The organism is Achromobacter spanius, assembly GCF_029637605.1.
GTDB classification, from domain to species: domain Bacteria; phylum Pseudomonadota; class Gammaproteobacteria; order Burkholderiales; family Burkholderiaceae_B; genus Achromobacter; species Achromobacter spanius_E.
The window spans coordinates 198,452-223,679 of the sequence record NZ_CP121261.1; the positions used below are offsets into that span (position 1 = coordinate 198,452).

Sequence of the window (25,228 nt, forward strand, 5' to 3'; positions counted from 1 at the left end):
GGCATCTTTCCTGCTGTGGGCATTCACCATGAAAAACGGCGCCGGGGTTAAGCCCCCGGCGCCGTTTCTCTGCAAGGCCCGCTGCAAGTGCCGCGGGCCCGCCATACTGATCTAGCTGTGGTAAGCCGATTCGCCGTGGCTCGTGACGTCCAGGCCTTCGCGTTCCTGGTCTTCCGGCACACGCAGGCCGCAGAGGGCGTTGGCGATCTTGTAGGCAATCCACGCCACCACACCGGACCAGACAACGGTCAGCAGCACGCCTTCCAGCTGGACCCACAGTTGATGGGCGATCATGCCGGGCTCGGCCAAGCCGGGGCCACCGAGGATCTGGGCGTTGAAAACCCCGGTCAGCAGGGCGCCGACGATGCCGCCCACGCCGTGCACACCGAACACATCCAGCGCGTCATCGGCGCGCAGCAGGCGCTTCAGACCATTCACACCCCAGACGCAGACCACGCCCGCGACAACACCGATAATCAGAGCACCCACCGGGCCAACCAGACCGGCTGCGGGGGTGATGCCCACCAGGCCGGCGATTGCGCCAGAGGCGGCGCCCAGCATCGAGGGCTTGCCCTTGACGGCCCATTCCGTGAACAGCCAGGCCAGGACGGCGCCCGCGGTGGCGATCATCGTGTTGAAGAAGGCCAGGGTGGCATTCTCATTGGCGGCCAGTGCCGAACCTGCGTTGAAACCGAACCAGCCCACCCACAGCAGGGCGGCGCCCACGAAGGTCATCGGCAGGTTGTGCGGCTGCATCGCTTCGCGGCCGTAGCCGACGCGCTTGCCCACCACATAGGCGCCCACCAGGCCGGCTACGCCAGCGTTGATGTGCACCACGGTGCCGCCGGCGAAGTCCAGCGCGCCCGCGGCATTAAGCAGGCCCGGCGCCGTTTCGGATGCGAACCACACCATGTGGGCGATCGGCACGTAGGCGAACGTGAACCAGATCACCGTGAACACCAGCACCGCCGAGAAGCGGGCGCGTTCAGCAAAGCTGCCCACGATCAGCGCGCAGGTGATGCCGGCGAACGTAGCCTGGAACGAGGCGAACAGCAGCTCGGTCAGGGAGTTCGACATGGCGTAGGAGCCATCAGCCGGGTTGAACATGCCAGAGAAGAAGGCGCGCGACAGGCCGCCGAAGAAGGCGTTGCCCTCGGTGAAGGCAAGCGAATAACCGTAGATGAACCAGAGAACCAGGCCCAGCACGAACGTGCACAGCACTTGCAGCAATACAGACAGCACGTTCTTGCTGCGCACCAGGCCGCCATAGAACATCGCCAGACCGGGTACGGCCATCATCAATACGAGTAGGGTAGAGACGAGCAACCAGGAGATATCTGCTTTATCCATTTTCAGGCTCCAATGAGTCTTTATTTATTTATTTACAGCGCAGCTTCGCCAGCTTCACCCGTGCGGATACGGATAACTTGTTCCAGGGGCGCGGCAAAGATCTTGCCGTCGCCGATCTTGCCGGTACGAGCGGCTTGCTCGATCGCTTCGATGACCTGGTCGACAAGGTGGTCGGGCACGGCGGCTTCGACGCGCAGCTTGGGCAGGAAGTCGACGGCGTATTCCGCGCCGCGATACAGCTCGGTATGGCCCTTTTGTCGGCCAAAACCCTTTACTTCGGTAACAGTCAGGCCCTGGACGCCGATCCCGGATAGAGCCACCCGCACTTCGTCGAGCTTGAAGGGCTTGATGATGGCGATGATGAGTTTCATGGCATTTCCTCTCATGGTTGCACGTTGGCTACGACTATCAAGCAATATCCATGCCATGTTTTTTGATACGCAAATTGCGGGCTGTAGGCGCATGAGTTGTGCCTGCGCGCACCAACATGGGGCGCCATGCACCACAAGCCGGCCTCAATTTGGTGCGTAACGTGGGGATTCGGGTATATGCAACCAAATATGTTTCAGGCTGGGTATTTGTAGCCAGTTAATGCTGCGCTCGTTGCCGTTTGTATGCATTTTGCATTCCCGAAGGCCGGCGCCTGCCAACCCGAAATGGGCCGCGCAGCCATGCTGGCCGGGGGCTGCGGGGTTGCCGCATGGCGGCAGTTGCGTTCCCGCGCTTGATTCAGCGTCCTCAAAACTGAGGGGGTGTGTGATACCAGGGTTTACACGCATGAGCTTGTTGCGAAGGGGCGGCTGAAGAAGAATCAACAAAACTCACAAAAGTTGGTGAGTAAGGCAAGTAAGGCAGCAATGCGGCGCTCAAGAAGAAGGGATGTGGGAAAAGAACTCCATGAGGATTCAACGCAAGCTGATGGGCGTGTTGGCACTGGCTGCGTCGGTGGGCGTCCTGGCGGGCTGCAACAAGAGTGAAGAGAAGGTCGCTGCACCGGCGGCCTCCAGCCCTGCAGTGCCGTCGACGCCGGTCCCGTCAACGGCTGCTGCTCCCGCGGCTAGTCCGCCAATAGCGGGCTCGGCCTCGTCGACCCCGGCGGAGTGCGAGGCTTACGTGGCCAAGGTGAATGCATGTATGGACAAGTTGGGCAGCAGTAATCCGGCTGCCGCCAGCGTCAAGCAACAGCTTGAGGCGGCTAAATCGCAGTGGGCGGCCATTTCGGACAAGACGCAATTGGCGGCCCAATGCAAGCAATCGTCTGACATGTTTGCGAAGTCAGCAAGTCAGATGGGTTGCCCGTAACGATGTTGGTAGGGGGTTGCCGCCATGGCAACCCGGTTTTCTCCTGTGCTTTGATGGGCGGTCACCGCATGCGGCCCGCCCTTTTTTTTTGCCTGGCGTTTGGCCGCCTGCCTGAGACGGGCCGCCGAAGCACTACACTTGAGCCATCAAGAACACGAGAGGCCGCTATGAACAATCGCACCCAGTGGATGGAAGACATCCAGAAGAATATTTCCGACCTGATCGCCCGTAGCCCCGCGGCGGATGTTGAGCGCAACGTGCGCGCGATGATGACGCAGGCGTTTTCGAAGCTGGATCTGGTCACGCGCGAAGAATTCGATGTTCAAGCCGATCTGTTGGCCCGTACGCGTGCTCGCGTTGATCAGCTTGCGGCTCAGGTGCAGCAGATGGAATCGCGCTTGTCCGCAATGGAAAAGTGATTGGCCGCTAGCCGGCTCGCCGACTCGCAGCAAAAAGCGACCGCCCTGTGCGGTCGTTTTGCTTAGGTGGCATTGGCGTCTTGATAAGGGACATCATTGTCCCATTCGACCTGCGGCCTGCGGGCGGAATTGCCGATACTGACGGTCCTGCACTCACGGAGACTGTCTTGACGCTTGCCGTACTCGCCAGCCGCGCGCTTAGTGGCATGCATGCGCACGCCGTCCGGGTCGAGACCCATTTGGGCCCTGGGCTGCCCAGCTTCAACGTCGTGGGCCTTCCCGACACCGAGGTGCGCGAAAGCCGCGAACGCGTGCGTGCCGCGATTTTGAACAGCGGATTCGATTTTCCTTCCGGTCGAATTACGGTCAATTTGTCGCCGGCTGACATCCCGAAGGAATCGGGGCGCTTTGATCTACCCATCGCGTTGGGTTTGTTGTTGGCGTCTGGCCAACTGGCCACGCCTGCCGGTGGCGACGATGTGGCGGGCAAGCCACCTGCGTCCGAGCCATCGCTGGCGGACCTGGTGTTCGCAGGCGAGCTATCCCTGACCGGAGCGTTGGTGCCGGTTGCCGCGCCCTTGGTCATTGCGCTGAGCGTGGCCCACGATGCCCCCGGCGCTACGCTGATTCTGCCGGCGGGCAGTGCCGAAGAGGCCGCCTGGGTGCCGGGCTTGCGCGTCTTGTCGGCGCGCAGTCTGGCCGATGTCGCCGCGCATGCCGCTGGCGCGCAATTGCTGCCCGATGCCATCCCGAAGGCATGGCCGCAAGCGCCACCCGGCCCGTGCCTGTCGGATGTGCGAGGGCAGGCTGTCGCCAGGCGGGCATTGGAGGTCGCCGCGGCGGGTGGACACAGTTTGCTGATGGTAGGCCCGCCGGGGGCAGGCAAAAGCATGCTGGCGGCGCGCTTGCCGGGGCTGCTGCCGCCATTGAGCCGGTCTCAGGCGCTTGAGGCGGCGGCCGTCGCTGCCTTGGCGGGCTTGCCGCAAACCCTGATGGGCGAACCCCCGTTTCGCGCGCCGCACCATTCGGCATCCGTTGCCGCCCTGGTGGGAGGGGGAAGCCGGCCGCGCCCCGGGGAGATCAGCCTGGCGCACAATGGCGTGCTGTTCCTGGACGAATTGCCTGAGTACAGTCGCCGTACCCTGGAGGCACTGCGCGAGCCGCTGGAGGCGGGCAGGGTGGTTATCGCCCGGGCGTTGCACGCCGCGCAGTTTCCGGCGCGCTTTCAACTGATCGCCGCGATGAATCCCTGCCCATGCGGGTGGCGCGGACATCCCGGGCGGGCCTGCGTATGCCGGCCGGACCAGGTCGCTCGCTATGTGGGCAAGATATCGGGGCCACTACTGGACCGGATCGACCTGCATGTCGCCCTGCCGCCGTCGGATCCGGCGGCGATGGCGGGTCCGGCGGGAGAAGCCTCGAGCCAGGTGTCGGAACGCGTGAGACGCTGCCGTCAGCGCCAGCACGACCGCCAGGGCAAGCTGAACGCCGCGTTGGGTGGGGCGGAGCTTGATCAGTACTGCGTGATGCAGGCAGACGCACAGGCGCTGCTGTTCCAGGCCATGCGCCGGCTGTCCGGCTCCGGCCGAGCCCTGCACCGGGCATTGCGGGTTGCCCGCACGATCGCTGATCTGGAGGGGGCGCACGAACTGGGCGCCAGTCACGTCGCGCAGGCGGTCCAGTACCGCCGGCCGGGTTTGTAAGGTTGCTCGGAAGCCGGGCTGTGCACCCACCTCGGGTTTTTCCGCATTTCGGCTCGACAGCGCCCCGGAAATCACCATATAATCAAAGGCTTTCCCGGATCTGGGCTGCTTATTTGCCACGTTTCCGGGGGAGAAGTCCTGAGGGAAGCCTCGGGAAAACAGCGGCGCTGTAAGTCAGGCGCCGCTGTAGCAATAACTCCGCAATACCTGGCAGTACCCCAGCAATACCCCAGCAGTACCCCCAAGAAGTGGCAACAGGTCTACAAGTTTTGCCGTTGTGTCGGTACCAGCCTTTGGGCTGTCAGCCACCCGCGTCAAGCACCTGGCGTCATGTCAAATCAACTACGAGTTTAAGTTTAGGGAATCATCATGCCCAAGATGAAAACCAAGAAAAGCGCTTCCAAGCGCTTTAAGGTTCGCGGCAGCGGCTCCATCAAGCGCGGTCAGGCGTTCAAGCGCCACATTCTGACCAAGAAGACCACCAAGGCCAAGCGTCAATTGCGCGGCTCGACGGCGGTTCATGAATCCAACGTGGCCTCCGTCAAGGCCATGATGCCTTTCGCTTGATAAGGGAGATCTAATATGCCTCGCGTCAAACGCGGCGTAACTGCCCGCGCACGTCACAAAAAAGTCATTGCCGCCGCCAAGGGTTACCGTGGCCGCCGCGGTAATGTGTTCCGTATTGCCAAGCAAGCAGTCATGCGCGCTGGCCAATACGCCTACCGCGACCGTCGTAACAAGAAGCGTACGTTCCGTGCTCTGTGGATCACGCGTATCAACGCTGCTGTCCGCGAACATGGCGTCAGCTACAGCGTGTTCATCGCTGGTCTGAAGAAGGCTTCGATCGAACTGGACCGTAAGGTTCTGTCCGACCTGGCCGTGCGCGACAAGGCTGGCTTTGCCGCCATCGTGCAACAAGCCAAGGCTGCCTTGGCTGCCTGATCGCGCGCTTTAACTCATCGCGCATCGCTGCAAACGGGGCTGTAATAGCCCCGTTTGCGTTTTGAAGGCTGGATTTCATGACTCTATTGGTTGACGACCTGGTCTCCCAGGCGCAAGAACGGTTCGCCGCGGCTACGGATGCCGCCGCGCTTGAGAACGCAAAGGCTCGATTCCTGGGTAAGGAAGGCGCACTGACGGTGCTGCTGAAAGGCCTGGGCAAGCTCGATCCCGAGCAGAAGCGCGAGATGGGCGCCCGGATCAATCAGGCCAAGCAACAAGTCGAAGAACTCTTGAATTCGCGCCGCGCCGCGTTGGCGCAGGCGGAACTGGACGCCCGACTGGCCTCTGAAACCATTGACGTCACCCTGCCGGGCCGCGGTCGCGCGCCGGGGGGCATCCATCCGGTGATCCGGACCTGGGAACGTGTGGAAGCCATCTTCCGTTCCATTGGCTTCGACGTGGCCGATGGCCCCGAAGTGGAAAACGACTGGACCAATTTCACCGCATTGAACAACCCGCTGGACCATCCGGCGCGTTCCATGCAGGACACGTTCTACGTCGACATGAACGACGCCGACGGCCTGCCGCTGCTGCTGCGCACGCACACCAGCCCCATGCAGGTGCGCTACGCGCGCATGCACAAGCCGCCCATCAAGGTGATTGCACCTGGGCGCACCTATCGCGTCGACAGCGACGCCACGCACTCGCCCATGTTCCACCAGGTGGAAGGGTTGTGGATCGCCGAGGACATCTCGTTTGCCGATCTGAAAGGCGTGTACACCGATTTCCTGCGTTGCTTCTTTGAAAGCGATGATCTCGTCGTGCGTTTCCGTCCGTCGTTCTTCCCGTTCACGGAACCGTCCGCCGAAATCGACATGATGTTCACCTCGGGTCCCAACCGTGGCCGCTGGCTGGAAATTTCCGGCTCGGGCCAGGTACACCCCGAAGTGGTGCGCAATTTCGGACTTGATCCCGAGCGCTACATCGGCTTTGCCTTCGGTTCCGGACTTGAGCGCCTGACGATGTTGCGCTACGGCGTCAACGACCTGCGCCAGTTCTACGAAGGCGATTTGCGCTTCCTGCGCCAGTTCAACGAATAACAGACGGCTGATCATGCAATTTCCCGAATCCTGGCTGCGTACGCTGGTCAATCCTCCAATCGCAACCGATGAACTCGCGCACCGGCTCACCATGGCCGGCCTGGAAGTCGAAGACACCGCGCCCGCCGCGCCGCCCTTTACCGGTGTGGTCGTGGGTCACATCGTCGAGATCGCGCCGCATCCCGACGCCGACAAGCTGCGCGTCTGCCAAGTGGACGATGGTTCCGGCGAACGCCTGCAAATTGTGTGCGGTGCGCCGAATGCGGCTGCCGGCCTGAAGGTGCCGCTGGCCCGCGTCGGCGCGGAACTGCCTGGCGGCATGAAGATCGGCGTTGCAAAAATGCGCGGCGTGCAATCGTCGGGCATGCTGTGCTCGGCCCGCGAACTGGGCTTGTCGCAAGACCACGCAGGCCTGTTGGAACTGCCCGCCGGCATGGTGCCCGGTCAGTCCATCCGCGAAGCGCTCGACCTGGACGACACGCTCTTCACGCTCAAGCTCACGCCCAACCGCGCCGATTGCCTGTCGATTCTTGGCGTGGCGCGCGAAGTGGCCGCCTTGACCGGTGCGCCCCTGTCCGTGCCGACCGCCGTGGCGGTGCCGGTGGCGCTTGACGAGCGTTTGCCCGTCATGATTGAAGCCCCGGACCTTTGCGGCCGTTTTGCCGGCCGCGTGATCCGCGGCGTGAACGCCCGCGCCGCAACGCCCGACTGGATGAAGTCGCGCCTGGAGCGCGCTGGCCAACGTTCGCTGTCGGCCCTCGTCGACATCTCGAACTACGTCATGCTTGAGTTGGGCCGTCCGTCGCACGTATTCGATCTGGACAAGATCGGCGGCGACATCTCCGTGCGCTGGGCGCGCGAAGGCGAAACGCTGGAACTGTTGAACGGCCAGACCGTCACGCTGGACCCGAAGGTTGGCGTGGTTGTGGCCGGCGATCAGGTGGAAAGCCTGGCCGGCATCATGGGCGGCGAAGCCACCTCGGTAACGCTGGACACGCAGAACATCTATCTGGAAGCCGCGTTCTGGTGGCCGCAAGCCATCGCCGGCCGCGCGCGCCGCTATAAGTTCAGTTCGGAAGCCAGCCATCGCTTCGAGCGCGGCGTGGACTACGCCAGCATCCCCGAGCACACTGAATTCATCACGCGCCTGATCGTTGATATCTGTGGCGGCCAAGTCGGCCCCTTGGACGATCAGGCCGTCAATCTGCCCGCGCGTCCGCCTGTGCGCATGCGCCTGGCGCGTTGCCACCGCGTGCTGGGCGTACCCGTCACGCAGGAACAGGTCGCGAAGATTTTCGCCAGCCTGGGTCTGGAATTCACGGTTGAAGGCGATGACTTCATCGTCAACCCGCCGTCGTACCGATTCGATCTTGAGATCGAGGAAGACCTGATCGAAGAAGTGGCGCGCATCTATGGTTTCGAGAGCATTCCCGATGTGCCGCCGATGGCGCGCGCCAAGATGTTCTCGCAGCCCGAAGTGCACCGCGGCGCGCATGCGCTGCGCCGCTTGACCGCCGCGCAGGACTACCAGGAAGTCGTCAACTACAGCTTCGTCGAAGCCGACTGGGAACGTGACTACGCCGGCAACGACACGCCCGTGCGCCTGGTGAACCCGATTGCCAGCCATTTGTCGGTCATGCGTTCAAGCCTGATTGGTGGTCTGGTCGCCAACATCCGCCACAACGCCAACCGCAAGCAGTCGCGGGTTCGTGTGTTCGAACTGGGCCGCGTGTTCATGCGCGACGCGGATGCGCAAGATGGTCCCCTGGAAGTTGCAGGCGTGCGCCAGCCGATGCGTTTGTCGGGTGTCGCCTGGGGGCCGGCCGTTGAAGAGCAGTGGGGCATTGCCACGCGCCAAGTCGATTTCTTTGATGTGAAGATGGATGTCGAGGCGCTATTCGGCGCACGCGGCCGCCGCTTGCGTTTCGAAGCCGCCGCCCATCCGGCACTGCATCCGGGCCGCAGCGCCCGCATCGAACTGGACGGCAAGCAAGTGGGCTGGATCGGCGAACTGCATCCGCGTTGGGCGCAGCAAGCAGACCTGGTGCATGCTCCCGTTGTGTTTGAACTGGACGTGGACGCGCTGTCTGAAGGCGAGCTGCCCCAAGTGCGCGAGCTCTCGCGTCAACCGGTGGTGGTGCGCGATCTGGCCTTGTGGGTCGACGCCTCGGTGTCTACGCAATCGATGCTGGATACTGTGTTCGCAGCCGTCAAGGCCGATGCGCAACTGGCCGTTGTGCAGGATGCGCGCGTGTTCGACGTGTGGCGCGAGAAGGCCCAGGGCAGCGAGCCCGTCACGGAGAAAAGCCTTGCTTTCCGTTTCTGGCTACAGGACACTGAAGTCACCCTGGACGAAGCTCGTGTGGCGGATTGCCTGTCCCGCATCAAGGATGCATTGGTCAGCGCCCACGGCGCGCGCCAGCGTACATGAACCATGGGGAACAGTATGCTTGCTGCCGAGCCACGCACCCTGACCAAGGCTGAGCTGGCCGAACTGCTCTTCGAGCGGGTCGGCTTGAACAAGCGCGAAGCCAAGGACATTGTCGATACCTTCTTTGAAGAAATCCGCGACGCGCTGGCGCGCGGAGATTCCGTCAAGCTCTCGGGTTTCGGCAATTTCCAGGTGCGCGACAAACCGCCGCGCCCGGGCCGCAACCCCAAGACCGGCGAGACCATTCCCATCGCCGCACGCCGCGTGGTCACGTTCCACGCGAGTCAGAAACTCAAGAGCGTGGTGGAGCAGGCCACCCCTGCGGCACCCGACGCCGCGGAGTGATACGCTTTGTCGGTAATTGTTATCGGCACCCAGCTTACTCGCGGCATAAAATTCGCTTATGACACGTACTGAATCCACCGTTACGCTACCGCCCATTCCCGCCAAGCGTTACTTCACCATTGGTGAAGTCAGCGAGCTGTGTGGCGTCAAGCCTCATGTCTTGCGGTACTGGGAGCAGGAATTCACCCAGCTCAAGCCGGTCAAGCGGCGCGGCAACCGCCGCTACTATCAGCACCACGAAGTGCTGCTGATCCGCCGCATCCGTTCCTTGCTGTATGAACAAGGCTTCACCATCAGCGGCGCACGCAACCGCTTGGGCGATGCGCGCGACATGCCGCACGACCAAGATGCAGCGGTGCGTTTGTCTGGGGCCGAAATGCAAGGCTTGCGCAACGAACTCGCCAACGTCTCGACGATGTTGGCCGACGCCTTGGGCTTGCCCGCGAACGCGCCCAGCGCCGCCCACACCGCAAGCGGCAGCAACGTTGGCACCGCGGTCTGAGCGCTGAGCCGATCGACCGCTTCATCGTCGTCAAAGATCTTCCGACAGTACGAAATATCCGCAACGCGCGACGCTGATTCAGCAACGTGCGTTGCACATCGCAGTGCCTTTGCGCGTCATGCGCCGTCTTGTATGTAGCTGATGCAAGCGACGAACATGAGGCGCAAATTTTTTTGAGTATTAAGCACTTTTTTTGCACCAATCTGTGCAAACAAATTTTTGTTCTGCTATACTCTTTTTCTTTCGGGGCGTAGCGCAGCCTGGTAGCGCACTTGCATGGGGTGCAAGGGGTCGCGAGTTCGAATCCCGCCGTCCCGACCAGCAATACCCTAGGGGGTTAGTGATAGTAATCACTAACCCCCTTTCTCATTGTGGGGACTTTCTGGGGACTTCGCTCTATTGTTGTCGGCGCAATACCGTCAACGTAGGCGTGTGATCATTGGTGCGTGTAATGCGATTGGCCAATTCGATCAGCTTGCCCAGCTCCGCAGCAGAGTAGTGCGACGTGACGCTGCCATTCGTGTGGCCCAACAGCACCTGACGATCCTCATGCGAAACGTCCGCAGCCCTAAGCCGACGCCCAAACGTGTGTTTTAGATCGTGCACGCGAAGCCGTGCGAAGTCCGGATGCGCCGGCTTGCCGTATTTCTTCTCCCAAGCCGACGCAGCGCGCTTGCGCGCGCTACGCCATGCGGTCGCATTCATTCGCGACATCGGACCTCCTTCGAATGGGAACACCCATTCCTTATCTAAACCGCGTTGAAGCCGGATGACCTCACTGGCGACGTCGTTGAGCACCACGAGCCGCTCTTCGCGATTTTTCACGCCTGAGTCGTCAAACCGGTCACCAAAGTCTGCTGGCAACAGGAAGACCGAAGTGCGGAGCTCAGGTACGTGAATCTCCCATTCCCAGCGCAGTTTGCACACCTCTTGCTCGCGGCAGCCTGTATTGGCCGTGTACAGCGCCATCCGCTTGAGATACAGCGGCAGCTCGCCCATCAGAAGGTCTTCTTCATCCCACGAGATCGGGTAAGGCTTGCGCGATGTGCGCTCGTCGAGCATCTCGATCAACGGCACGGCGTTAAGCCACGGTCGCTTCTCTGCCGTCCGCCATTTGCGCTGGCAGAGATTCAAAACGCGTACTACGCGCTGCAACGCGATGTTCACGGTCCTTGCCTTGATCCCGGCCTCCAGACGATCCTCGACATAGGGCTCCAGCGCCTCGCTATCGATCTCGTGCAGCTGCAGCCCCCCGATGTAAGGGTCCACCTGCTTTAGATAGGTTGCAGATAGCCAGATCGATCGCTGATGAGCGTATTCCTTTAGGTACCGGGTCGCAGCTTCGCGGAAGACTGGCGAGCGTATGGCTTCTTTCTTGCTTACCGCGGCGGCGCGAGCCTCGTCGATCGCTTCTTGGAGTCGGGTTTCGGCTGCCTTCCGAGAGCTTGTGCCAGTGCTGCCTCGAATTCTGCCGATCCCCTTGATTTGTTTGTCGATATGCCAGATCCCGTCTTTCTGGTATAGACCTGTGATTTTCTGCGCCATGTCCCGGTGATTCCTTCCTGCAATTCTGAATCCACTTGGCCTCGCGGCAGCAAGGGCTGGATGTCTTTTTCGACCGCGTGTACCTGCTTGTAGTGTTCGGCGAATTGGTCCAACTCGATGCGGTCAAAGCCGATACCTTGTTTGCCTATCGAGAACTCGAGCAGGTGCGGCCTCGCATCGCGCGTGAAGACGGTGCGGGACATCCCTAGATATGCCGGTGCCTTTCCGGCCCGGATGAAGCGGGGCTTGAGATTAGGCATGTCCTTCTAGACCCCGCATGTCAGTGATTACGGCAGACGTGAGAAGATCGCTGCCTGGAAGAACGGTCGAGCCACGGGAGGCATTGGCATGAACGAGTGGACGTTTTACGTCAACAAGCGAGATTCGAAAGGCGAGCCGGTCGACAGCTGGACTTTGCATGTGCTTCCAAGCGAGCAACCAACGGTCCATGGGCATTCGTTTGCTGATTCGGATGCATGGTTGTGGGTGCGAGAGCCGTACGTCGGCCAGATCCGAGAGCTCGTCGACGCATCGATAAACGGCGACGGGCAAAGTGGTTTTGGCAGGGTTATTGGAGCGTGTGGAATTTGCGTCAACGCTGGACGGCTCTATCTCATGAGAGAGCATGTTCCCGACGTCCAGGTCGGGGACGTCTCTCGTAGCCAATAAAGTTGTCGCATTCATATCGGCGTCTCCCGCCACGTGACCACGTTGCTGACCGCGTGGACCATCGGAGGCTGCGCCGCAGCCGCGCGTATCGCGGCCTCTCGCATGGTCCTGTCGTAGCTCAGAGGCTTCCTCACGACCGGGCGGCAGACCATGAAGGGCGACCCTCAATGATGTGAAGGTTCTGCATGATCATCAGGGGATCGGCGCGCATGCGCTCGGACATGTTGAGCGCCACAACGCAGTTCGCCAGCGCTTTCGGGTTCTCGCGCGTGTCCGTGATGTTGCCGTACTTGTCGCGTTTTTCGATGGTGGCCCGATACTGCTCGGGCACCAGGTCGCTGCTGGAAAGCAGGCGCGCGGCGCGCTGCATCAGCTCAAAGCTCTGCAAGCTACCGAAGCCGGGGGAAACTGCAGGCATTTGTGCCTCGGCAGGGGAACGCAACGCTTGAACGGTGGCTGTTTCCGTCGTCATGTTCAACGTCCTTTGTTCTGTTGTGCGCGGTACTCCGCGACGGTTGCGATGGAAATGGTCTGGCGATCTTTCGGTTTGGCCTCGGTGTCGTACTGCTTGACCTGGCAGGCCACGAACATGCTCGGATGAAAGCCTGGTCAAGCTTGTCGCGGCCCAGGCTATGGCAGGGCGCGAATCCTATACGGGGCCTATACGCATGGACCTGGACATAGTCCTACCGATCCCGCAATCCTGGTCCGGCGTGCGGCAGCGCCGCGCGGTTGAAGGGCTGATCGCTCCGACGGTGAAGCCTGATGCCGACAACGTCGAGAAGGCCATCAAGGACGGCTGCAACGGGGTCGCATACCGCGATGACGCTCAAGTGGTCCAGGCCAGCAAACGCAAGATCTACGGCCTGGTGCCGGGCATGGCCGTCGTGCTGACCGTGTTAGACATGGAACCCGCGCAGGGAGTAAAGAAAAATGCGCCGTGAAGCCGGGACCTTTGCGTGCGCAGAGCACGCGATCGCGGTTGCCTACCTTATGTTGGCTCTGTCGATCGAGCCGAAGAACCCAACGCAGATGGTGTGTGAGGCGCTACGGGAGCGTTTCGACGCGACCTACGACCGCAAGGCGCTATCGGGTCTTTCGCCGCATGAGTGGCACGCGCAGGCGGTGTTCATCGTCAAGCTGATGGAGCGGACCTTGGGCAACGGCATTGGGTTCCATCTGCTGCGCGCGCAGCATGCTACGGGGCTGGACGGCGCTGAGAGTGCTCGCAAGGTGTCGGAATGGCTGAACCCGGTGGGTGAGGGCAGGGAGCGCCTGGTGACCGATATGCTGGTCTGCCGAATGCTGCGAGGCCGGCCGAGAATTCGCGATCTTTCGGATCGTTTCGATGTGCCGAAGTCGACTCTGCACGATGTGTTGCAGGCATACCGATGTCTGGCCGGGTCGGAACGGGAAGCGGCGTTGGCCTCGTTAGACCACGTGATGAGGGATGTTGCACTTGTCGTTACGTGCCCATCCTAGGCAGAACCTTAATTCAACTAACTATTTTCGCGTGAACAACGTGGATATTGTCTTCGCGAGCAAGGTGTCCAGGAGTTTCGATTGTCTACGGGCAATCGGGTCAGTCCAATAGCTTCTTCTTATTTTTATTTCTGGATTGGGTAGTCCATCTCTCTCCGCAATTGATCTTATAGTGTTTCTTAGTATGTGTTGCTGGTAAGTCATTGCCTGGTTTCTTTCTTCTATGCTTTGGACAAAGTTACTCGCCAGTTCTAGGACTTCCGGGTAATCCTCCCTTACGAAAAAGTCCTCATATAGTTTCGTGACGTTATCCCATTCGTTACTGGAAGTTATGTAATTATATATATCGATTGGGAGCGTTTTGGAAGGATTTTTATTTGATATCGGCCGCTCGATCTCAGCATACGCTTTGCTAACTAGTTCTGAACAGAACGATGCGTCGTGGCGGCTTGCTAAAAAAAATCGAATGTTATATTTTTGATGGTTGTAAAACCAAATATGCTCCTCCAGCTCAACGATATCGCTACTCGTGCACAAGTCTCTATTTCTATACACCGAAAATTTTCCCTGCTTGTCTTTCAGAAGTGAGCGAATTGAAGATATGTGTACGCCGATTTTTGGCATCGCGTGAAGGGAGTTTCCTTGCTTAGCAACGATTGCTATATGGCTATGCATTGCTTTCCCGTGGCGCAGTATTCTCTGAATACCAATATTCGCAGATATACTTTTTTTCGGTGAAAAGAAAATTAGATCGCCGGAAAGTGATGGGAATTCGGTCATTGCGGAGTTTGAGGCGAAAGATCTAGGAGTTATGGATCAATTTATCAAAGCGGGTTGTTGAGCTTTTAGGCTGCGCGACGGGGGTTGAACGCACCTGCTGTGGCTGATCATGAGTGTGGTTGGAATGTGAGAGGAGGAGCACAGCAAAGGACGAGCGCGCTAAACGATCTTCCTATGAAGTGCTGCTTCTCTTTACACTGCAGCATTCGTCAAGGATATCGCTGCTTATACCCGTTATTCCGTAGTTATTTTGAAGCCAATTACAAACGAATCTGGATCTGTCGGAAGGGTTGAGGCTGAAGTACTTCGATATGAAACCTATAGAGCGGTCGGGGCCATTAATTTGTTCTTCAACTAATTCTTGACAGAAGGTCCGAAGATCCAGCTTGGTAATTATGGCTTCGTCAACTTCTTGAACAAAATGCTGGGCGGCTGAAATTAAAGACGCAGTTTCTTTAAATGTCAAAATGTCGCCACTCGCGGCTTTTTCCGGTAGCTGGGCGGGCGATAATCCTCTATATTTGCTTTGTATTTCCTCTTCGTTGCTTAAAAGGAAGTCAATTGACGATTGCCGCAGTGCGTTGTCACCTAATTGGTGAAAAACGTTATTGCGCCACGTGATCAGGACGTCAACCAGAGCCAAGACATCGCCCGATATTTTGTAGTGATTTCCGACCGCGAATATTTTTTTGTAGACGGAACGGCCGGCGCCGTCGATCTCACTCTTCAACGCTGGATCTCGAATGTAGTCGGGCTTCCTGTTGAGCAATGAAATATACATGTCAAGAGAATCGACTGCCCAGCCAAGCGAAGACTGAAGCACAAAAATTCTGGATCGTGCAGTTGATGCAGTCTTGTTGTGGGGATTCCAGCTTGTATGCAATTCTGCTGGAGCTTCTACCACGTCAGAGGCTTCAAGGTGGTGTAAGCCAACCAAGCTTGTGATCATGAAATGATTAGCTTGGCCTAAGTGTTTTTTGAATTGAGCTCGAGCAGGGGTAGTGTTCATCGTTTTTTTGCACAAGGCAAGATTTGAACTTGCATCTTTCTCTTTGAGGAAGGTCCAGCCGGACCTTGATGAAGGAGAACGCCTTTACCGCAGACCACTTGTACGCGGTAATTGTATTTCAATTTCACTAACATTGCTAACTGTATCATTGGCTTGGCGCTCCCGAGGATCTCCGGTACCGACTCGGTATGTGGTCGTTGACGCGTCCGGACAAATAGGCAAAAATATCACCACACTCGCAGCAACTGTGAGTATGGCTTTCCTTCTGCTTTAATTGATGCATCGTGTAGACGCAGTGCAGCAGTAAATCCGGGACTGTCGCCTCAGGTGCTCACTTGCAGATCTTCACGATCGGTTCTCGCCCGGTCGTCCTTGGCAGTCAAAGCCCATTTTTCCTATCCGCGAAGAACTTCGGCCACCTGGCTACACATGGTTTCCGTAACCAGCCAAGGTAGGGCGCGCGAGCGATCACATTTCGCCATCGTCGCCGTCGCAGCGTATGCAATCAACACGAAGGTCCAAATCATGGTGACCCTCACCCTGTTTAGTAAAGTAGTCGCGCGTCTCTGAAGCTTCTGCCGGCGGTCAGGATTTAGGGTCATTGCATGATGCCGACTGAATACGCCAAGACTGCCAACTAGTGCAAGTAGCAGGCCGGTTATGGCGATGGTCATCATGAAAGTCCCGATCATTTTTGCCTGGCCCATTGCGACCAGCGCAGCTATGGCGGCGGCGGATAACGTCGCCATTAGTTTCGCGAGCTCGCGTTCAACCAGCATTGCCTCTCGCAGCTGTTGCTGGTTTAGCGACAGATGTTGCTTCGGTGAGCTAATGCGAGCGAGGCGAGGCGCCCGCTCTTTGCCGCGCACGCTTCGAGAACTATTGGCTGACAGCCTCCCCAACCCGATGCAGACGATGCCTACAAGTATGGCCAGGGAAATTGCAGAAATGCTCATCGTATTAATGGGGTTGCGGTCGGCTAAATGCCGGGATAACTAGACTGACTGCTTTTCAGAGTGTTTAGCAGTTGACTAGAATTTTCGTTGCGTTAGACCGGTGTGGACTTCTTTCGCACCGTCTTTTTCTTCGGAGCAGCCTTACTAATCCGTTTTTCCGTTTTTTTGCCGTTCTCCATGAGCGCGGCAAACTGCTCCCAGGAATAGTGCTTCACCCGTGTCGACTTGCCAGCAGCTTTCCAGTCAATGGAACCCTGGCTGATATGCAGCTTGCCAAGCCGCTTCCCATCGCTAAAGACGTCGACGATGCTATCGGACTTCTCGATATGAATTGGCATCGGGACGGACACGGTGACGGTATGTTGGGGCAAGCGGTTCTCCAAGAAATGACAGCGTCGTGTCAAGAATGAGCAAATCGATTGAAAGAAGACGGCGACGGCCGAGCAGCTGTAACTGCACGACCGCCAGCCGACCCACGGTCTAACCCCGTGAGCAACCCAAGGCCGTCTCACCTGTACAGGTGAGAGGACGGTAACACAAATTACAAGTTGACTCATGGAAGAACTACGCTGTGCCAATTGCGGGCGCAAGCTCGCTGAATCTGCCGGTTATCTTCGGCTCAGCATTAAATGTTCACGGTGCAAGACCGTGAACTCATTTTCGATGGCCTTGAGCGCCCAGAGCGCCGCGAGCCACTTCCGCGCATGCCCTGGAGCATCCACACAAGAGGATGCTCATGTATGCAGCAGGACAATCGCAACCGACCGTCGGTAGCCTCTTCGCAGGCATCGGCGGTTTCGATATTGGATTTGAACGCGCCGGATTTCGCACCGCCTGGCAAGTCGAAATCAACCCAATCGCCCGCGCAGTCCTTGCGGACCGATTCCCTCACGCAAAGCAATTCGAAGATGTGTGCGCAGTCGGGGCCGACCAGCTCGACCGCGTCGACGTCGTTGTCGGGGGATTTCCCTGCCAACGTAAGCTCCCCCTTCAGGTAGACACCGCCCGGTAGAATTTCGGAGCCTCCCTGAGTTGGAGATTCCCTTGAAGAAAAGCAGATTTACCGAGAGCCAGATCGTTGCTGTTCTGAAGGAAGGCGAAGCCGGCATGCCGGTCGCCGCTGTGCCGCAAACACGGCATCAGCAACGCCACGTATTACCTTTGGAAGAGCAAGTTCTCCGGCGTTCAAGTTTCCGAGTTGCAGAGGCTGCGCGAACTGGAAGCTGAAAACGCCAAGCTCAAACGCATGTTTGCCGAATTGGCGCTGGAGAATGCAGCGATCAAGGATGTCTTGAATCGAAAATCCTGACGCCGTCGGCCAGGCGCGAAGTGGTGGGACAGCTGGTGCAAGCCAAGCTCTCAATCACGCGCGCTTGTCAGATTGCCGGCCTATCGCGGGCGGCGTACTACAAGAAGCCAATGCCGGCATCTGAGCGGGATTCCCAAGTCATTGATGCTCTCAATGCCATTGTGACCCGGCATGGGCGTTGGGGATTCTGGAAGTGTTTCACCCGGCTGCGCCTCGACGGTCGCGGCTGGAACAAAAAGCGCGTTCATCGGGTGTACTGCGACGTGGGTCTGAATTTGCCTCGGCGCTGCAAAAAGCGGCTTCCCGACCGACCGCGACAGCCGCTGGATCTGGCCACAGAGCCTAATCGTTGTTGGGCGCTCGACTTCATGCATGACGCTCTCTACTGCGGCCGGCGGTTTCGCACTCTGAACGTGATCGACGAGGCGAACCGGGAGTGCTTGGCCATCGAGGTAGGCGTGTCCATCCCGTCTGCACGCCTCATTCGGGTATTGAGCCGTTTGATCGACTGCTATGGGCCGCCTGACGCAATACGCCTGGATAACGGTCCGGAGATGATCTCAGAGGCGTTCACCCAATGGGCTAGCGCAAAGGGCATCGCGATCCGCTATATCCAGCCGAGCAAGCCAAATCAGAACGCTTTCATTGAGCGCTTCAATCGAACTTATCGAACCGAGGTGCTCGACGCGCACCTGTTCGCCAACCTTGAGCAGGTCCAGGCGATTACCGATCAATGGCTGGTCGATTACAACCAGTACCGCCCGCATGAATCGCTGGGTGGCCTCCCGCCGGTGCAATTCATGCCCCGGCTAACCCTTGCTCCGATCGTCTATCAACCGATGTCTACTTGACAGGGGTGCTTACGGCTCCTCTCTAGCCATGATGGCCGCGACTTTCAAACAGTCGTCCAGACCCTTGCCGAGTGCGGGTATGTGGGATGCTGGAGGGTGCTTAATGCTCAATATTTCGGAGTCCCCGCAAAACGCCGTCGCGTTTTCTTGGTCGGACGTCTGGGACAGCAGCCCCCCATTGGCCTGCTGGCTGACGCCGCGCCAGTGGGAACTATTTCTGGCTCGACGCGCCCGGACGAAGGGGACAGTGGACTGGACGGATGGGCTTACCCTACCTTACTTGCCGGCAAGTCTGGAGCTCAAATCTCCGTCGCTGGCTCAGGCCTGGTCTTTGCCGAAGGGGGCGGGCATTCGATGGTTGAGCGGCGGCGAGCGTCTAAAGATCATGGGCTTTGCCTCGGATTGGATGCGGCCAACTTTGCAGAGGCTCATGCTGCCGGAAACGCCGTTGCCCCGCCGGTCATCGAATGGATCGCGCGCCATATTCGTCGGAAGGTCGACGTCTGGCCCTGAGACCGAAATTTGACACTAACTGCCGTTCTAGCGAGCCAAGGCAAAAACTCAAGGCGTCGACTTCGACGCTGGCGGATTCATGAAGAAATTGGGCGGGTTCGTGCCAAATGCCGAAGGTTCATACAGATTTCGGCTTGACCTAAGCAGTATATGCATGCGGAAATCGTTCGGGTTGTCCAAATTGTCGAACAACGCGAATTTATTTGCGAGACTTGAAAATGCTTCCCCGCGTTTTGTTAGACCATTGAAAAAGAGCAGTTGGAGCTCGTTGTCGGTGAGCTGGGCTCTAATTATTCCGCTGTAAAGCCGTTTTTTTTCAATTGATAGAAACTCGTCGGGGTGTGAGCTTATCCATTTAAAGATCCCGAATAATGTGCGCATGGCTGGTTTTATTTCATGAGAACCGTCCGCCATCAGATCCTCCCATTTTTGCATCAGTATTGATGCCGCCTCTTCGATCTCGCTTTGAATTAGCGTGGCAGGATCGGCTCGCTTCCTTGCCATTTCCTGTAATCTCCTTTCGAAGGCGTTTTCTTTTTCCCATGAGAATCGAATTTTAAATGCCCACTTGCGAATGGCATCCAGGCCAACACGTGGCGGTTTTAGTTCCCCATAATCGTCGTATTCCTGAGTGTGTAGCCCATGGACGATTTGTTTGTAATTTCCGAACCATGTGAACAGAGTCTGCTCAAAGCTCTGCAACGCGGTGGCTTCGGCTTGCTTTTTTAGTGCATCCCCGGATTCTTGAGCTTGCGCCAACTGACTGCGAAGTTCTTCTTGCTGCGCGCGAAAAGTCTTTACCAGAAGAATGATCGTTATCATGCCGACCACAGGGTTGATCATGCCTCCAAAAAAATCGCCGAACTGGCCCCAGGACTCGGGCTCACCAGCTGGGTTTCCTCTAAATACAATGGCATAAGCTGCTAAGCACGCTAAGGCTAGAACGCCGGGGAGTACCCAAAAGAGGAATAAATTCGATTCGGCCGCGCGCTGCGGCTCCCTAGGTTCTTCGTTGTGTTGTGTATTCTTTGGCATGCGTTCGCTCTGCTGGCAGCTTTTACTTAAAAGGTTTTGGATCGGTTAGTTCGTTGAACTAGTCAAGCACGCGGTAAGGTTTGTGCGATCAAGGCCGTAATTGGATGACGCCTCTCTATAGTATTGGCTTGTATATCCGTTTGCGACGTCAACTGCCCACTTCGAAGCTGTCAGATATTGAATCTCACTGCTGCGGGCGAGCGTCTCCAGATAGACACACTTCTCCGCTTTGTAAATACTAGCCTGTGCTTTTCCCAGTTCTCGCTTTGCCGATTCCAACTCGCCTCGCAGTCGTGACATTTGATCGCGGAGATCCTTGACATCCCTTTCAGCTGTTTCGGCGCGTTCCTTCATGGCCACTCGTCGCTCATCCACATTCTCGAGTTTTGCCAGCTTCACACTGAGGTGTTGAAGCTGACTGGATTGCTCTCCGCGTTCGTAGGAAGTTGTTCCAAACCATGTTAGAACACCGCTAATCGCGGCGATGCCCCCGGCGGAGAGGATCAGATTGCCGAGCGAGAGTGGTTTTTTGGGCTCATGAAACGATGGGTTGTGCATAGTGGGAAGCGAATGAGGTTGGTAATGTCTATGGCGCTGCTATAGAGGTTCGCCATGGTGAGTATCTTGGGTTAACGCTCCTCGCGGGTTTCAGCTTTAGCCGACGCGTCGGCCTTAACTGGGCATACTTTGAGGGTGGGGGCGATGGGCACGCTACAGCTTTTCGCGGAGGAGAACATCAACTGCAGAATGAGCAACAGTGCGCCAATCGCAGTGCATGACAACGAGAAAATGGATGCGGCTTTTACGGTGCGGCTGGATTGAATAATGGGTAACGACAGGCTCATGTCCTTTAGTGGCCAATCGTGTGGTGACAAATTCATACTGACAAACTTGGCCATGCGCCGCTCATGTGAATCCCTAGCGCCTAGGAGGGGTAGGGCGGCCACTAACTGACCTAACAGTGTGAGGGCCACTGCCGCAACTGGTAGATCAGTTCCGGGCCAGTAGGTCATCGCCGCAGTACATGCGACCAGCAAAGCGCTGGAAAGAACCAAATACAGCTTCGCGTGTTCCATTTCCGCAAACGAGGCCTGGGCATAGATCGTGCCCCACGCATCGACAATCGAATTTGCCGGCACCACGGGCGTGTCCATCATGTCTGCAGGGGCTCGACGAAATAGCGTGCGGTAACCCAGCAGCCCAAAGAATAGCGACAGCACGGCGGCGCAGAGAATTGCATACCAAAGAACTTTCATCATCGTAGTTTAGACACAGTATGAATTAAACGGTCACAAATAGACGTTTACCATAGTTTGCGCGGTATTGGGGTTGGGGATCGAGGAGATGGCGAGACTGACCGAAGTGCACCAGCGCTTCATCGTCCAGGAGCTGGCTTGCTACGACTCACCCCAGCAGGTGTCCGACTCGGTGAGGGAGGAATTTGGCGTTGACGTGCCTAGGACCCAGGTCGCACGGTACGACCCGACGAAGGTGGCGGGTACCGGCCCCTTCAGAAGCTGTGGCGGGGAAGCTGGGTAACCGTATCCATCGAACGATAGGAGAGACATCGATGAGAGTGTTTTGTAAGTATGTGCCTGAAGATGCGGTGCCAAGCGTGCAGTACCTTCAGGACGATGATGGCGTCGATTGGTATGCCGCACAGGAAGAGTTCGCCGCCGACAGCTTGATCGTATGCACGGACGAGACGGGCCGAGTTTGTGCCTTCGGCCGGGATGCGTCGGCGTTGTATCCCATTGATCAAGCGGTGTGGAGTGTTCCCGCTTCATCCGTACCCGAAGGATTTGACGCCGATGGGGATTGGACCGTGGTCGACGGCAAGATAGCTGCCAGGGCGCCCACTGCCGAAGATGCCAAGGCCAAGATGCACGTCCTTTTGGCCCCTGCCTTACTGGACTTCCAAGCATTGCAAGTCATCGTAGATGCTGGTGGCGCCTCGGACCCCGAGAGGCAGCGTCACGAGGCGCTGCGCGCTTACTGCCAGGCACTGTATCGGGTGGAAAGCCAAGAGGGCTATCCGGCTGATGTAGTTTGGCCGGAACGACCGTAGTGATGGCGCTTAATTCGATACTAGCCAACCCGGCCCGCTTGCGCGGGCTTTTTTGCGTCTAAGCGGAGCGTGCGATGAACGATTGGGAAAGAACACTTGCGTGGCTGGCCGGGATGGGCGCTCTCATCGCGGTGGGGTGTGCGTTGACCAGCAAGGAAAAGCTGTCTTGGAAAGTGGCGGTAGGCCGGACGATCTTGGGCAGCGCTCTGAGCACGGCGGTGGCGCTGATCTATATCCCGTTTCCGAATGCGCCGCAGGTTGTGATGATTGGTGCTGGTGCGGCGGTTGGGATTTTGGGTGAACAGGTGCTTGAATTCGCCGCGCGCCGACTGCTTGATTTTAAGTTTGGGGGGGATCCGAAATGAGTCAATTCCGACTTTCTCAACGTAGCTTGATGCGCTTGGTCGGCGTTCACCCCGACCTTGTCGAAGTCGTCAAACTGGCGATTCAGCGAACGGCCGTGGATTTCATGGTGGTGGAGGGCGTCCGGACGCTGGCGCTGCAGCGCGAGTACGTGACCAAGGGTGCCAGTCAAACGATGAACAGCTATCACCTGCCACAGGCCGATGGTTTCGGCCACGCCGTCGACCTGGCGCCATTGGTGCGGAGGGCGATCCCCTGGAACGATTGGCTGGCCTTCGCCGATTTGGCCGACGTGGTCAAGGCATGCGCTGCGGAGCTGGGCGTGCCGGTGGAGTGGGGCGGCGACTGGAAGTCATTCAAGGACGGGCCGCACTTCCAGATTCCACGCGACTGGCAAGGCCGGGCATGAGTGGCGCCGGCAAGCTTAGTCAGGTGCTCGCAGGATGGAAAGGTTACGCGGCGGTCGCGCTGGCGGCCGCCGCATTGGCCAGCTGCGCGGCATGGACTGCCCAGGGCTGGCGCAAGGATGTCCGCATTTTGAGGCTTCAGCGGGACCACCAGCAGACCAGGGCAGATACCAACGCCGCGGTACTGGACGCCATCTCCGTCGACATCGGCGCGATCGCGGCAGCCGCGGCCCGCGCGGCAGCCGACGCCGGCGCACTTCCGGCCCAAGTGGGCGAAATCACTAAGGCACTGAAAAATGCGAAACCCCTTCTTGCTGGCTGCCGTCCTGATGATGTCAGGGTGCGCAGTCTCACCGACGCAGTACGTGCCGCGCGAGGTGCCGCCGCTGGACCGCAGGCTAGCCGAGCCGTGCCCGCCCATCCCGGATCCGCCGCAAAACCCTGACAGCTACGACGACTGGCAGGTCTGGGCGCAGGGGCAGGTGCTGGTGCTGTGGGGGCTATGCGCGTCTCGGCATCGGGAGACGGTGCGGGCGTGGCCCAAATGAAACAGGCGCATGCGGCGCCTGTTTCCGTGTCGGGCATACGCCATTAGCTCTTTGCGTCCGTTGGGACGGCTGAGGGAGATGAGGGAGATGAGGGAGATGAGGGAGATGAGGGAGATGAGGGAGGCGTCGGCTTAGGTATGCTGCCGGTAGCCGCCTTTATCGAGTCTTGGATGGCAGGGGTGGCGACGGAGCTTATTAGCTGCCAAAGATTATTGGCGAACCATCCGCCTACCGATCCGCAAATGATCAAAAGTGCGGCAAAGGTCGATATTTGTATCTTGATCCAGTGGACAGATTTGTGCAGGTCCTTCAGATCCCCCGAGACCTGCTTGTGGTCATCTTTCGCGCCAGTGCTGGAGTCCTTCACTACACCCTTAATTTCTTGGAGAGCCCGATCGAGTTGACGTTCAGTTGCTGTGCAGTGGTCGTCAATCGTCTTGGACAGGGCCGAGACATTGCCTTGAAGAACTCCGACCGTCTTCTGCAGCTCCATGACCGTTTGGAGCGTGAAACTGTGGTCATGTGAAGGAAACGTCGGAGCAGAAGATGGCATCTGCCCCGGGGCGCCCATCGCCTGATTGACATCACTTGCGCGAGATCGTGACATTCTTCACTTTTCCCAGCGAGTTTGGATCCACTCCCACACATCGGTGGGCGCGCGGCCATAGTAGCTCGTGATAGCGAGGACCATCCCTAATCCTCCAGCGCCATCCGGAGTGATACCCAACTCGTTCGACAACTCGAGAGCAGTTCCAGGGAACGACACAAGCCATTCACCGTTCAACAGTTTCTTGTGCGCTGCCGGGAATTTCGATTTGATCGAATGTTCTAGGACCTCATGCAAGCCGGTCGGAATGACGACAAATACAGTCATGGTTGACCCTCGGGTAGGCTTGGCACGGTTGCTCCTAATTGATACATATTTGCTACTTTGGTGCGAAGCATACCATTTCAAGGTCTCGGTTCATATTTGGAAAAGTACAGAAAGCGGGCTTAGTTAGCAGCACTCGGGTGGTCATAAATCAGCCCGGTCGTCGTAAGGCATTCGATTCGGACTAGAGCTCTAACATACGCTGCCAGCCACTGCATCCTCCACCCTTGGTAGTAGCGCCGGCCGTCGATTTCTTCGAAGCCGACGACCATCATGCTGCGGTCCGATGAGAAGGTCAGCAACTGAGGGTTCAGCAGATCGGGGATTGCGCTCGGCACAGTGGCGCCGAACTTGACCATGGAGTACATGCGAGCCGTGCCGACTACGGGCTGGCCCGGGTAGTTGCCGCGGCGACGCTCGCCCTGGTGATGGGTGCGCAGGACGGAGCACTGGAGCAGCTTGGTTGGACGATTTGCCGCGTCTTTCTGGATGGCATGTGGCAATACGAACTGTGGTTCAGCCGCGGTGACGTCGGCACGATCTACGATGCGCGCGTCACTAGCGGCCGCGCAGGATCTGTACTATCAGAAGCTAGGCTAGGACTGCTTAGATTGAGGCTTGGCGACGAGCCTGTCGGAAGGGAAGGGCGCCAGAAAGTGTCGGCTTTGCTTGTCGCTGGCCGTGAGCCAATCGCCGTAGGCGCCCTCGGGCAGAATGACGACTATCCG

General features: G+C 58.4%; 32 protein-coding genes, 2 tRNA genes and 2 pseudogenes. 22 read left to right on the forward strand and 14 right to left on the reverse strand.

Annotation, left to right across the window (positions count from 1 at the left end):
• Positions 1 to 111: 111 nt before the first annotated feature.
• Both amt and P8T11_RS00840 read right to left on the reverse strand, forming a co-directional pair.
• A complete protein-coding gene (gene amt / locus P8T11_RS00835) occupies positions 112 to 1,350 on the reverse strand; it encodes an ammonium transporter (RefSeq protein ID WP_050448593.1) in 1,239 nt (412 codons plus the stop codon).
• Between the two features lie 32 nt (positions 1,351 to 1,382).
• Positions 1,383 to 1,721, reverse strand: a complete 339-nt coding sequence (locus tag P8T11_RS00840) for a P-II family nitrogen regulator (RefSeq protein WP_006218735.1) — start codon at positions 1,719 to 1,721, stop codon at positions 1,383 to 1,385.
• 526 nt (positions 1,722 to 2,247) lie between these two features.
• Between P8T11_RS00840 and P8T11_RS00845 the strand changes: the two genes are divergently transcribed.
• The 10 genes from P8T11_RS00845 (at position 2,248) to P8T11_RS00890 (ending at position 10,415) form a co-directional block, all read left to right on the forward strand.
• Complete coding sequence (locus P8T11_RS00845) at positions 2,248 to 2,652, forward strand: DUF5339 family protein (RefSeq protein WP_268078765.1); 405 nt, start codon at positions 2,248 to 2,250, stop codon at positions 2,650 to 2,652.
• A gap of 167 nt (positions 2,653 to 2,819) precedes the next feature.
• Positions 2,820 to 3,071, forward strand: coding sequence for an accessory factor UbiK family protein (locus tag P8T11_RS00850; protein WP_268078764.1), 252 nt, complete (start codon positions 2,820 to 2,822; stop codon positions 3,069 to 3,071).
• A gap of 167 nt (positions 3,072 to 3,238) precedes the next feature.
• Complete coding sequence (locus P8T11_RS00855) at positions 3,239 to 4,774, forward strand: YifB family Mg chelatase-like AAA ATPase (RefSeq protein ID WP_268078763.1); 1,536 nt, start codon at positions 3,239 to 3,241, stop codon at positions 4,772 to 4,774.
• 369 nt (positions 4,775 to 5,143) lie between these two features.
• Positions 5,144 to 5,341, forward strand: a complete 198-nt coding sequence (gene rpmI, locus P8T11_RS00860) for a 50S ribosomal protein L35 (RefSeq protein ID WP_006218740.1) — start codon at positions 5,144 to 5,146, stop codon at positions 5,339 to 5,341.
• A 15-nt stretch (positions 5,342 to 5,356) separates the two neighbouring features.
• Complete coding sequence (rplT, locus tag P8T11_RS00865) at positions 5,357 to 5,716, forward strand: 50S ribosomal protein L20 (protein ID WP_100855158.1); 360 nt, start codon at positions 5,357 to 5,359, stop codon at positions 5,714 to 5,716.
• A 77-nt stretch (positions 5,717 to 5,793) separates the two neighbouring features.
• Positions 5,794 to 6,816, forward strand: coding sequence for a phenylalanine--tRNA ligase subunit alpha (gene pheS, locus P8T11_RS00870; protein ID WP_006218742.1), 1,023 nt, complete (start codon positions 5,794 to 5,796; stop codon positions 6,814 to 6,816).
• 13 nt (positions 6,817 to 6,829) lie between these two features.
• Positions 6,830 to 9,247, forward strand: coding sequence for a phenylalanine--tRNA ligase subunit beta (gene pheT, locus P8T11_RS00875; RefSeq protein WP_268078762.1), 2,418 nt, complete (start codon positions 6,830 to 6,832; stop codon positions 9,245 to 9,247).
• A 3-nt stretch (positions 9,248 to 9,250) separates the two neighbouring features.
• Positions 9,251 to 9,592 carry an integration host factor subunit alpha gene (locus P8T11_RS00880; protein WP_006218744.1) on the forward strand — a complete coding sequence of 114 codons (342 nt, stop codon included), beginning with the start codon at positions 9,251 to 9,253 and terminating at the stop codon, positions 9,590 to 9,592.
• 58 nt (positions 9,593 to 9,650) lie between these two features.
• Positions 9,651 to 10,094: a MerR family transcriptional regulator gene (locus P8T11_RS00885; RefSeq protein WP_268078761.1), complete on the forward strand. Its 444-nt coding sequence runs from the start codon at positions 9,651 to 9,653 to the stop codon at positions 10,092 to 10,094.
• A 244-nt stretch (positions 10,095 to 10,338) separates the two neighbouring features.
• A tRNA-Pro gene (locus tag P8T11_RS00890) sits at positions 10,339 to 10,415 on the forward strand.
• Between the two features lie 75 nt (positions 10,416 to 10,490).
• Here the strand turns inward: P8T11_RS00890 and P8T11_RS00895 are convergent.
• Positions 10,491 to 11,639 carry a tyrosine-type recombinase/integrase gene (locus tag P8T11_RS00895; protein ID WP_268078760.1) on the reverse strand — a complete coding sequence of 383 codons (1,149 nt, stop codon included), beginning with the start codon at positions 11,637 to 11,639 and terminating at the stop codon, positions 10,491 to 10,493.
• A gap of 35 nt (positions 11,640 to 11,674) precedes the next feature.
• Between P8T11_RS00895 and P8T11_RS00900 the strand changes: the two genes are divergently transcribed.
• The gene (locus P8T11_RS00900) at positions 11,675 to 11,848 is read left to right on the forward strand and encodes a hypothetical protein (RefSeq protein WP_268078759.1); all 174 of its coding nucleotides are present in this window, start codon (positions 11,675 to 11,677) and stop codon (positions 11,846 to 11,848) included.
• A gap of 590 nt (positions 11,849 to 12,438) precedes the next feature.
• Here the strand turns inward: P8T11_RS00900 and P8T11_RS00905 are convergent.
• Complete coding sequence (locus P8T11_RS00905; protein WP_268078758.1) at positions 12,439 to 12,780, reverse strand: hypothetical protein; 342 nt, start codon at positions 12,778 to 12,780, stop codon at positions 12,439 to 12,441.
• Positions 12,781 to 12,913: 133 nt separating this feature from the next.
• Between P8T11_RS00905 and P8T11_RS00910 the strand changes: the two genes are divergently transcribed.
• Together P8T11_RS00910 and P8T11_RS00915 are read left to right on the forward strand one after the other, a co-directional pair.
• Entirely contained in the window at positions 12,914 to 13,252 is a 339-nt protein-coding gene (locus P8T11_RS00910) for a RusA family crossover junction endodeoxyribonuclease (protein ID WP_268082472.1), read from the forward strand.
• Entirely contained in the window at positions 13,242 to 13,790 is a 549-nt protein-coding gene (locus P8T11_RS00915) for a hypothetical protein (protein WP_268078757.1), read from the forward strand. Before P8T11_RS00910 ends, P8T11_RS00915 begins: the two co-directional genes overlap by 11 nt.
• Before the next feature lie 21 nt (positions 13,791 to 13,811).
• On the opposite strand, the gene P8T11_RS29185 is transcribed toward P8T11_RS00915, so the two are convergent.
• The 5 genes from P8T11_RS29185 to P8T11_RS00935 form a co-directional block, all read right to left on the reverse strand.
• Complete coding sequence (locus tag P8T11_RS29185) at positions 13,812 to 14,570, reverse strand: YiiX/YebB-like N1pC/P60 family cysteine hydrolase (protein WP_418910256.1); 759 nt, start codon at positions 14,568 to 14,570, stop codon at positions 13,812 to 13,814.
• Between the two features lie 172 nt (positions 14,571 to 14,742).
• Positions 14,743 to 15,579, reverse strand: a complete 837-nt coding sequence (locus tag P8T11_RS00920) for a hypothetical protein (protein ID WP_268078756.1) — start codon at positions 15,577 to 15,579, stop codon at positions 14,743 to 14,745.
• A gap of 8 nt (positions 15,580 to 15,587) precedes the next feature.
• Positions 15,588 to 15,683, reverse strand: a tRNA-OTHER gene (locus tag P8T11_RS00925).
• Positions 15,684 to 15,974: 291 nt separating this feature from the next.
• Positions 15,975 to 16,358 carry a hypothetical protein gene (locus tag P8T11_RS00930; RefSeq protein ID WP_268078755.1) on the reverse strand — a complete coding sequence of 128 codons (384 nt, stop codon included), beginning with the start codon at positions 16,356 to 16,358 and terminating at the stop codon, positions 15,975 to 15,977.
• Positions 16,359 to 16,627: 269 nt separating this feature from the next.
• The gene (locus tag P8T11_RS00935) at positions 16,628 to 16,906 is read right to left on the reverse strand and encodes a hypothetical protein (RefSeq protein WP_268078754.1); all 279 of its coding nucleotides are present in this window, start codon (positions 16,904 to 16,906) and stop codon (positions 16,628 to 16,630) included.
• A gap of 184 nt (positions 16,907 to 17,090) precedes the next feature.
• On the opposite strand from P8T11_RS00935, the gene P8T11_RS00940 reads away from it, so the two are divergent.
• The 4 genes and pseudogenes from P8T11_RS00940 to P8T11_RS00950 form a co-directional block, all read left to right on the forward strand.
• Positions 17,091 to 17,309 (forward strand): Com family DNA-binding transcriptional regulator, encoded by a 219-nt coding sequence (locus P8T11_RS00940; RefSeq protein ID WP_268078753.1) that lies wholly within the window; start codon positions 17,091 to 17,093, stop codon positions 17,307 to 17,309.
• Positions 17,272 to 17,547: a DNA cytosine methyltransferase gene (locus P8T11_RS29190; RefSeq protein WP_431521704.1), complete on the forward strand. Its 276-nt coding sequence runs from the start codon at positions 17,272 to 17,274 to the stop codon at positions 17,545 to 17,547. Before P8T11_RS00940 ends, P8T11_RS29190 begins: the two co-directional genes overlap by 38 nt.
• 32 nt (positions 17,548 to 17,579) lie before the next feature.
• Positions 17,580 to 18,695: pseudogene (locus tag P8T11_RS00945) on the forward strand (IS3 family transposase).
• Positions 18,696 to 18,719: 24 nt separating this feature from the next.
• A pseudogene (locus tag P8T11_RS00950) lies at positions 18,720 to 19,208 on the forward strand (DNA cytosine methyltransferase); the annotation flags it as partial.
• A 48-nt stretch (positions 19,209 to 19,256) separates the two neighbouring features.
• On the opposite strand, the gene P8T11_RS00955 reads toward P8T11_RS00950, so the two are convergent.
• From P8T11_RS00955 to P8T11_RS00965, 3 genes are all read right to left on the reverse strand, one after another.
• Positions 19,257 to 20,243 carry a putative phage abortive infection protein gene (locus tag P8T11_RS00955; RefSeq protein ID WP_268078752.1) on the reverse strand — a complete coding sequence of 329 codons (987 nt, stop codon included), beginning with the start codon at positions 20,241 to 20,243 and terminating at the stop codon, positions 19,257 to 19,259.
• 45 nt (positions 20,244 to 20,288) lie between these two features.
• The gene (locus tag P8T11_RS00960) at positions 20,289 to 20,801 is read right to left on the reverse strand and encodes a hypothetical protein (protein WP_268078751.1); all 513 of its coding nucleotides are present in this window, start codon (positions 20,799 to 20,801) and stop codon (positions 20,289 to 20,291) included.
• 71 nt (positions 20,802 to 20,872) lie between these two features.
• The gene (locus P8T11_RS00965; protein ID WP_268078750.1) at positions 20,873 to 21,502 is read right to left on the reverse strand and encodes a hypothetical protein; all 630 of its coding nucleotides are present in this window, start codon (positions 21,500 to 21,502) and stop codon (positions 20,873 to 20,875) included.
• Positions 21,503 to 21,587: 85 nt separating this feature from the next.
• On the opposite strand from P8T11_RS00965, the gene P8T11_RS00970 reads away from it, so the two are divergent.
• The 5 genes from P8T11_RS00970 to P8T11_RS00990 all read left to right on the forward strand — a co-directional run bounded on the left by P8T11_RS00970 (position 21,588) and on the right by P8T11_RS00990 (position 23,629).
• Complete coding sequence (locus P8T11_RS00970) at positions 21,588 to 21,782, forward strand: DUF2280 domain-containing protein (protein ID WP_268078749.1); 195 nt, start codon at positions 21,588 to 21,590, stop codon at positions 21,780 to 21,782.
• 31 nt (positions 21,783 to 21,813) lie between these two features.
• Positions 21,814 to 22,311, forward strand: coding sequence for a tail fiber assembly protein (locus P8T11_RS00975; protein WP_268078748.1), 498 nt, complete (start codon positions 21,814 to 21,816; stop codon positions 22,309 to 22,311).
• 74 nt (positions 22,312 to 22,385) lie between these two features.
• The gene (locus tag P8T11_RS00980; protein ID WP_268078747.1) at positions 22,386 to 22,676 is read left to right on the forward strand and encodes a holin; all 291 of its coding nucleotides are present in this window, start codon (positions 22,386 to 22,388) and stop codon (positions 22,674 to 22,676) included.
• Positions 22,673 to 23,083 carry a M15 family metallopeptidase gene (locus P8T11_RS00985; protein WP_268078746.1) on the forward strand — a complete coding sequence of 137 codons (411 nt, stop codon included), beginning with the start codon at positions 22,673 to 22,675 and terminating at the stop codon, positions 23,081 to 23,083. The genes P8T11_RS00980 and P8T11_RS00985 overlap by 4 nt, the downstream gene beginning before the upstream one ends.
• 294 nt (positions 23,084 to 23,377) lie before the next feature.
• Positions 23,378 to 23,629 carry a hypothetical protein gene (locus tag P8T11_RS00990; RefSeq protein ID WP_268078745.1) on the forward strand — a complete coding sequence of 84 codons (252 nt, stop codon included), beginning with the start codon at positions 23,378 to 23,380 and terminating at the stop codon, positions 23,627 to 23,629.
• A 610-nt stretch (positions 23,630 to 24,239) separates the two neighbouring features.
• On the opposite strand, the gene P8T11_RS00995 is transcribed toward P8T11_RS00990, so the two are convergent.
• A complete protein-coding gene (locus tag P8T11_RS00995) occupies positions 24,240 to 24,503 on the reverse strand; it encodes a hypothetical protein (protein ID WP_268078744.1) in 264 nt (87 codons plus the stop codon).
• Positions 24,504 to 24,622: 119 nt separating this feature from the next.
• Positions 24,623 to 24,868, reverse strand: a complete 246-nt coding sequence (locus P8T11_RS01000; RefSeq protein ID WP_268078743.1) for a hypothetical protein — start codon at positions 24,866 to 24,868, stop codon at positions 24,623 to 24,625.
• Between the last annotated feature and the right edge of the window lie 360 nt (positions 24,869 to 25,228).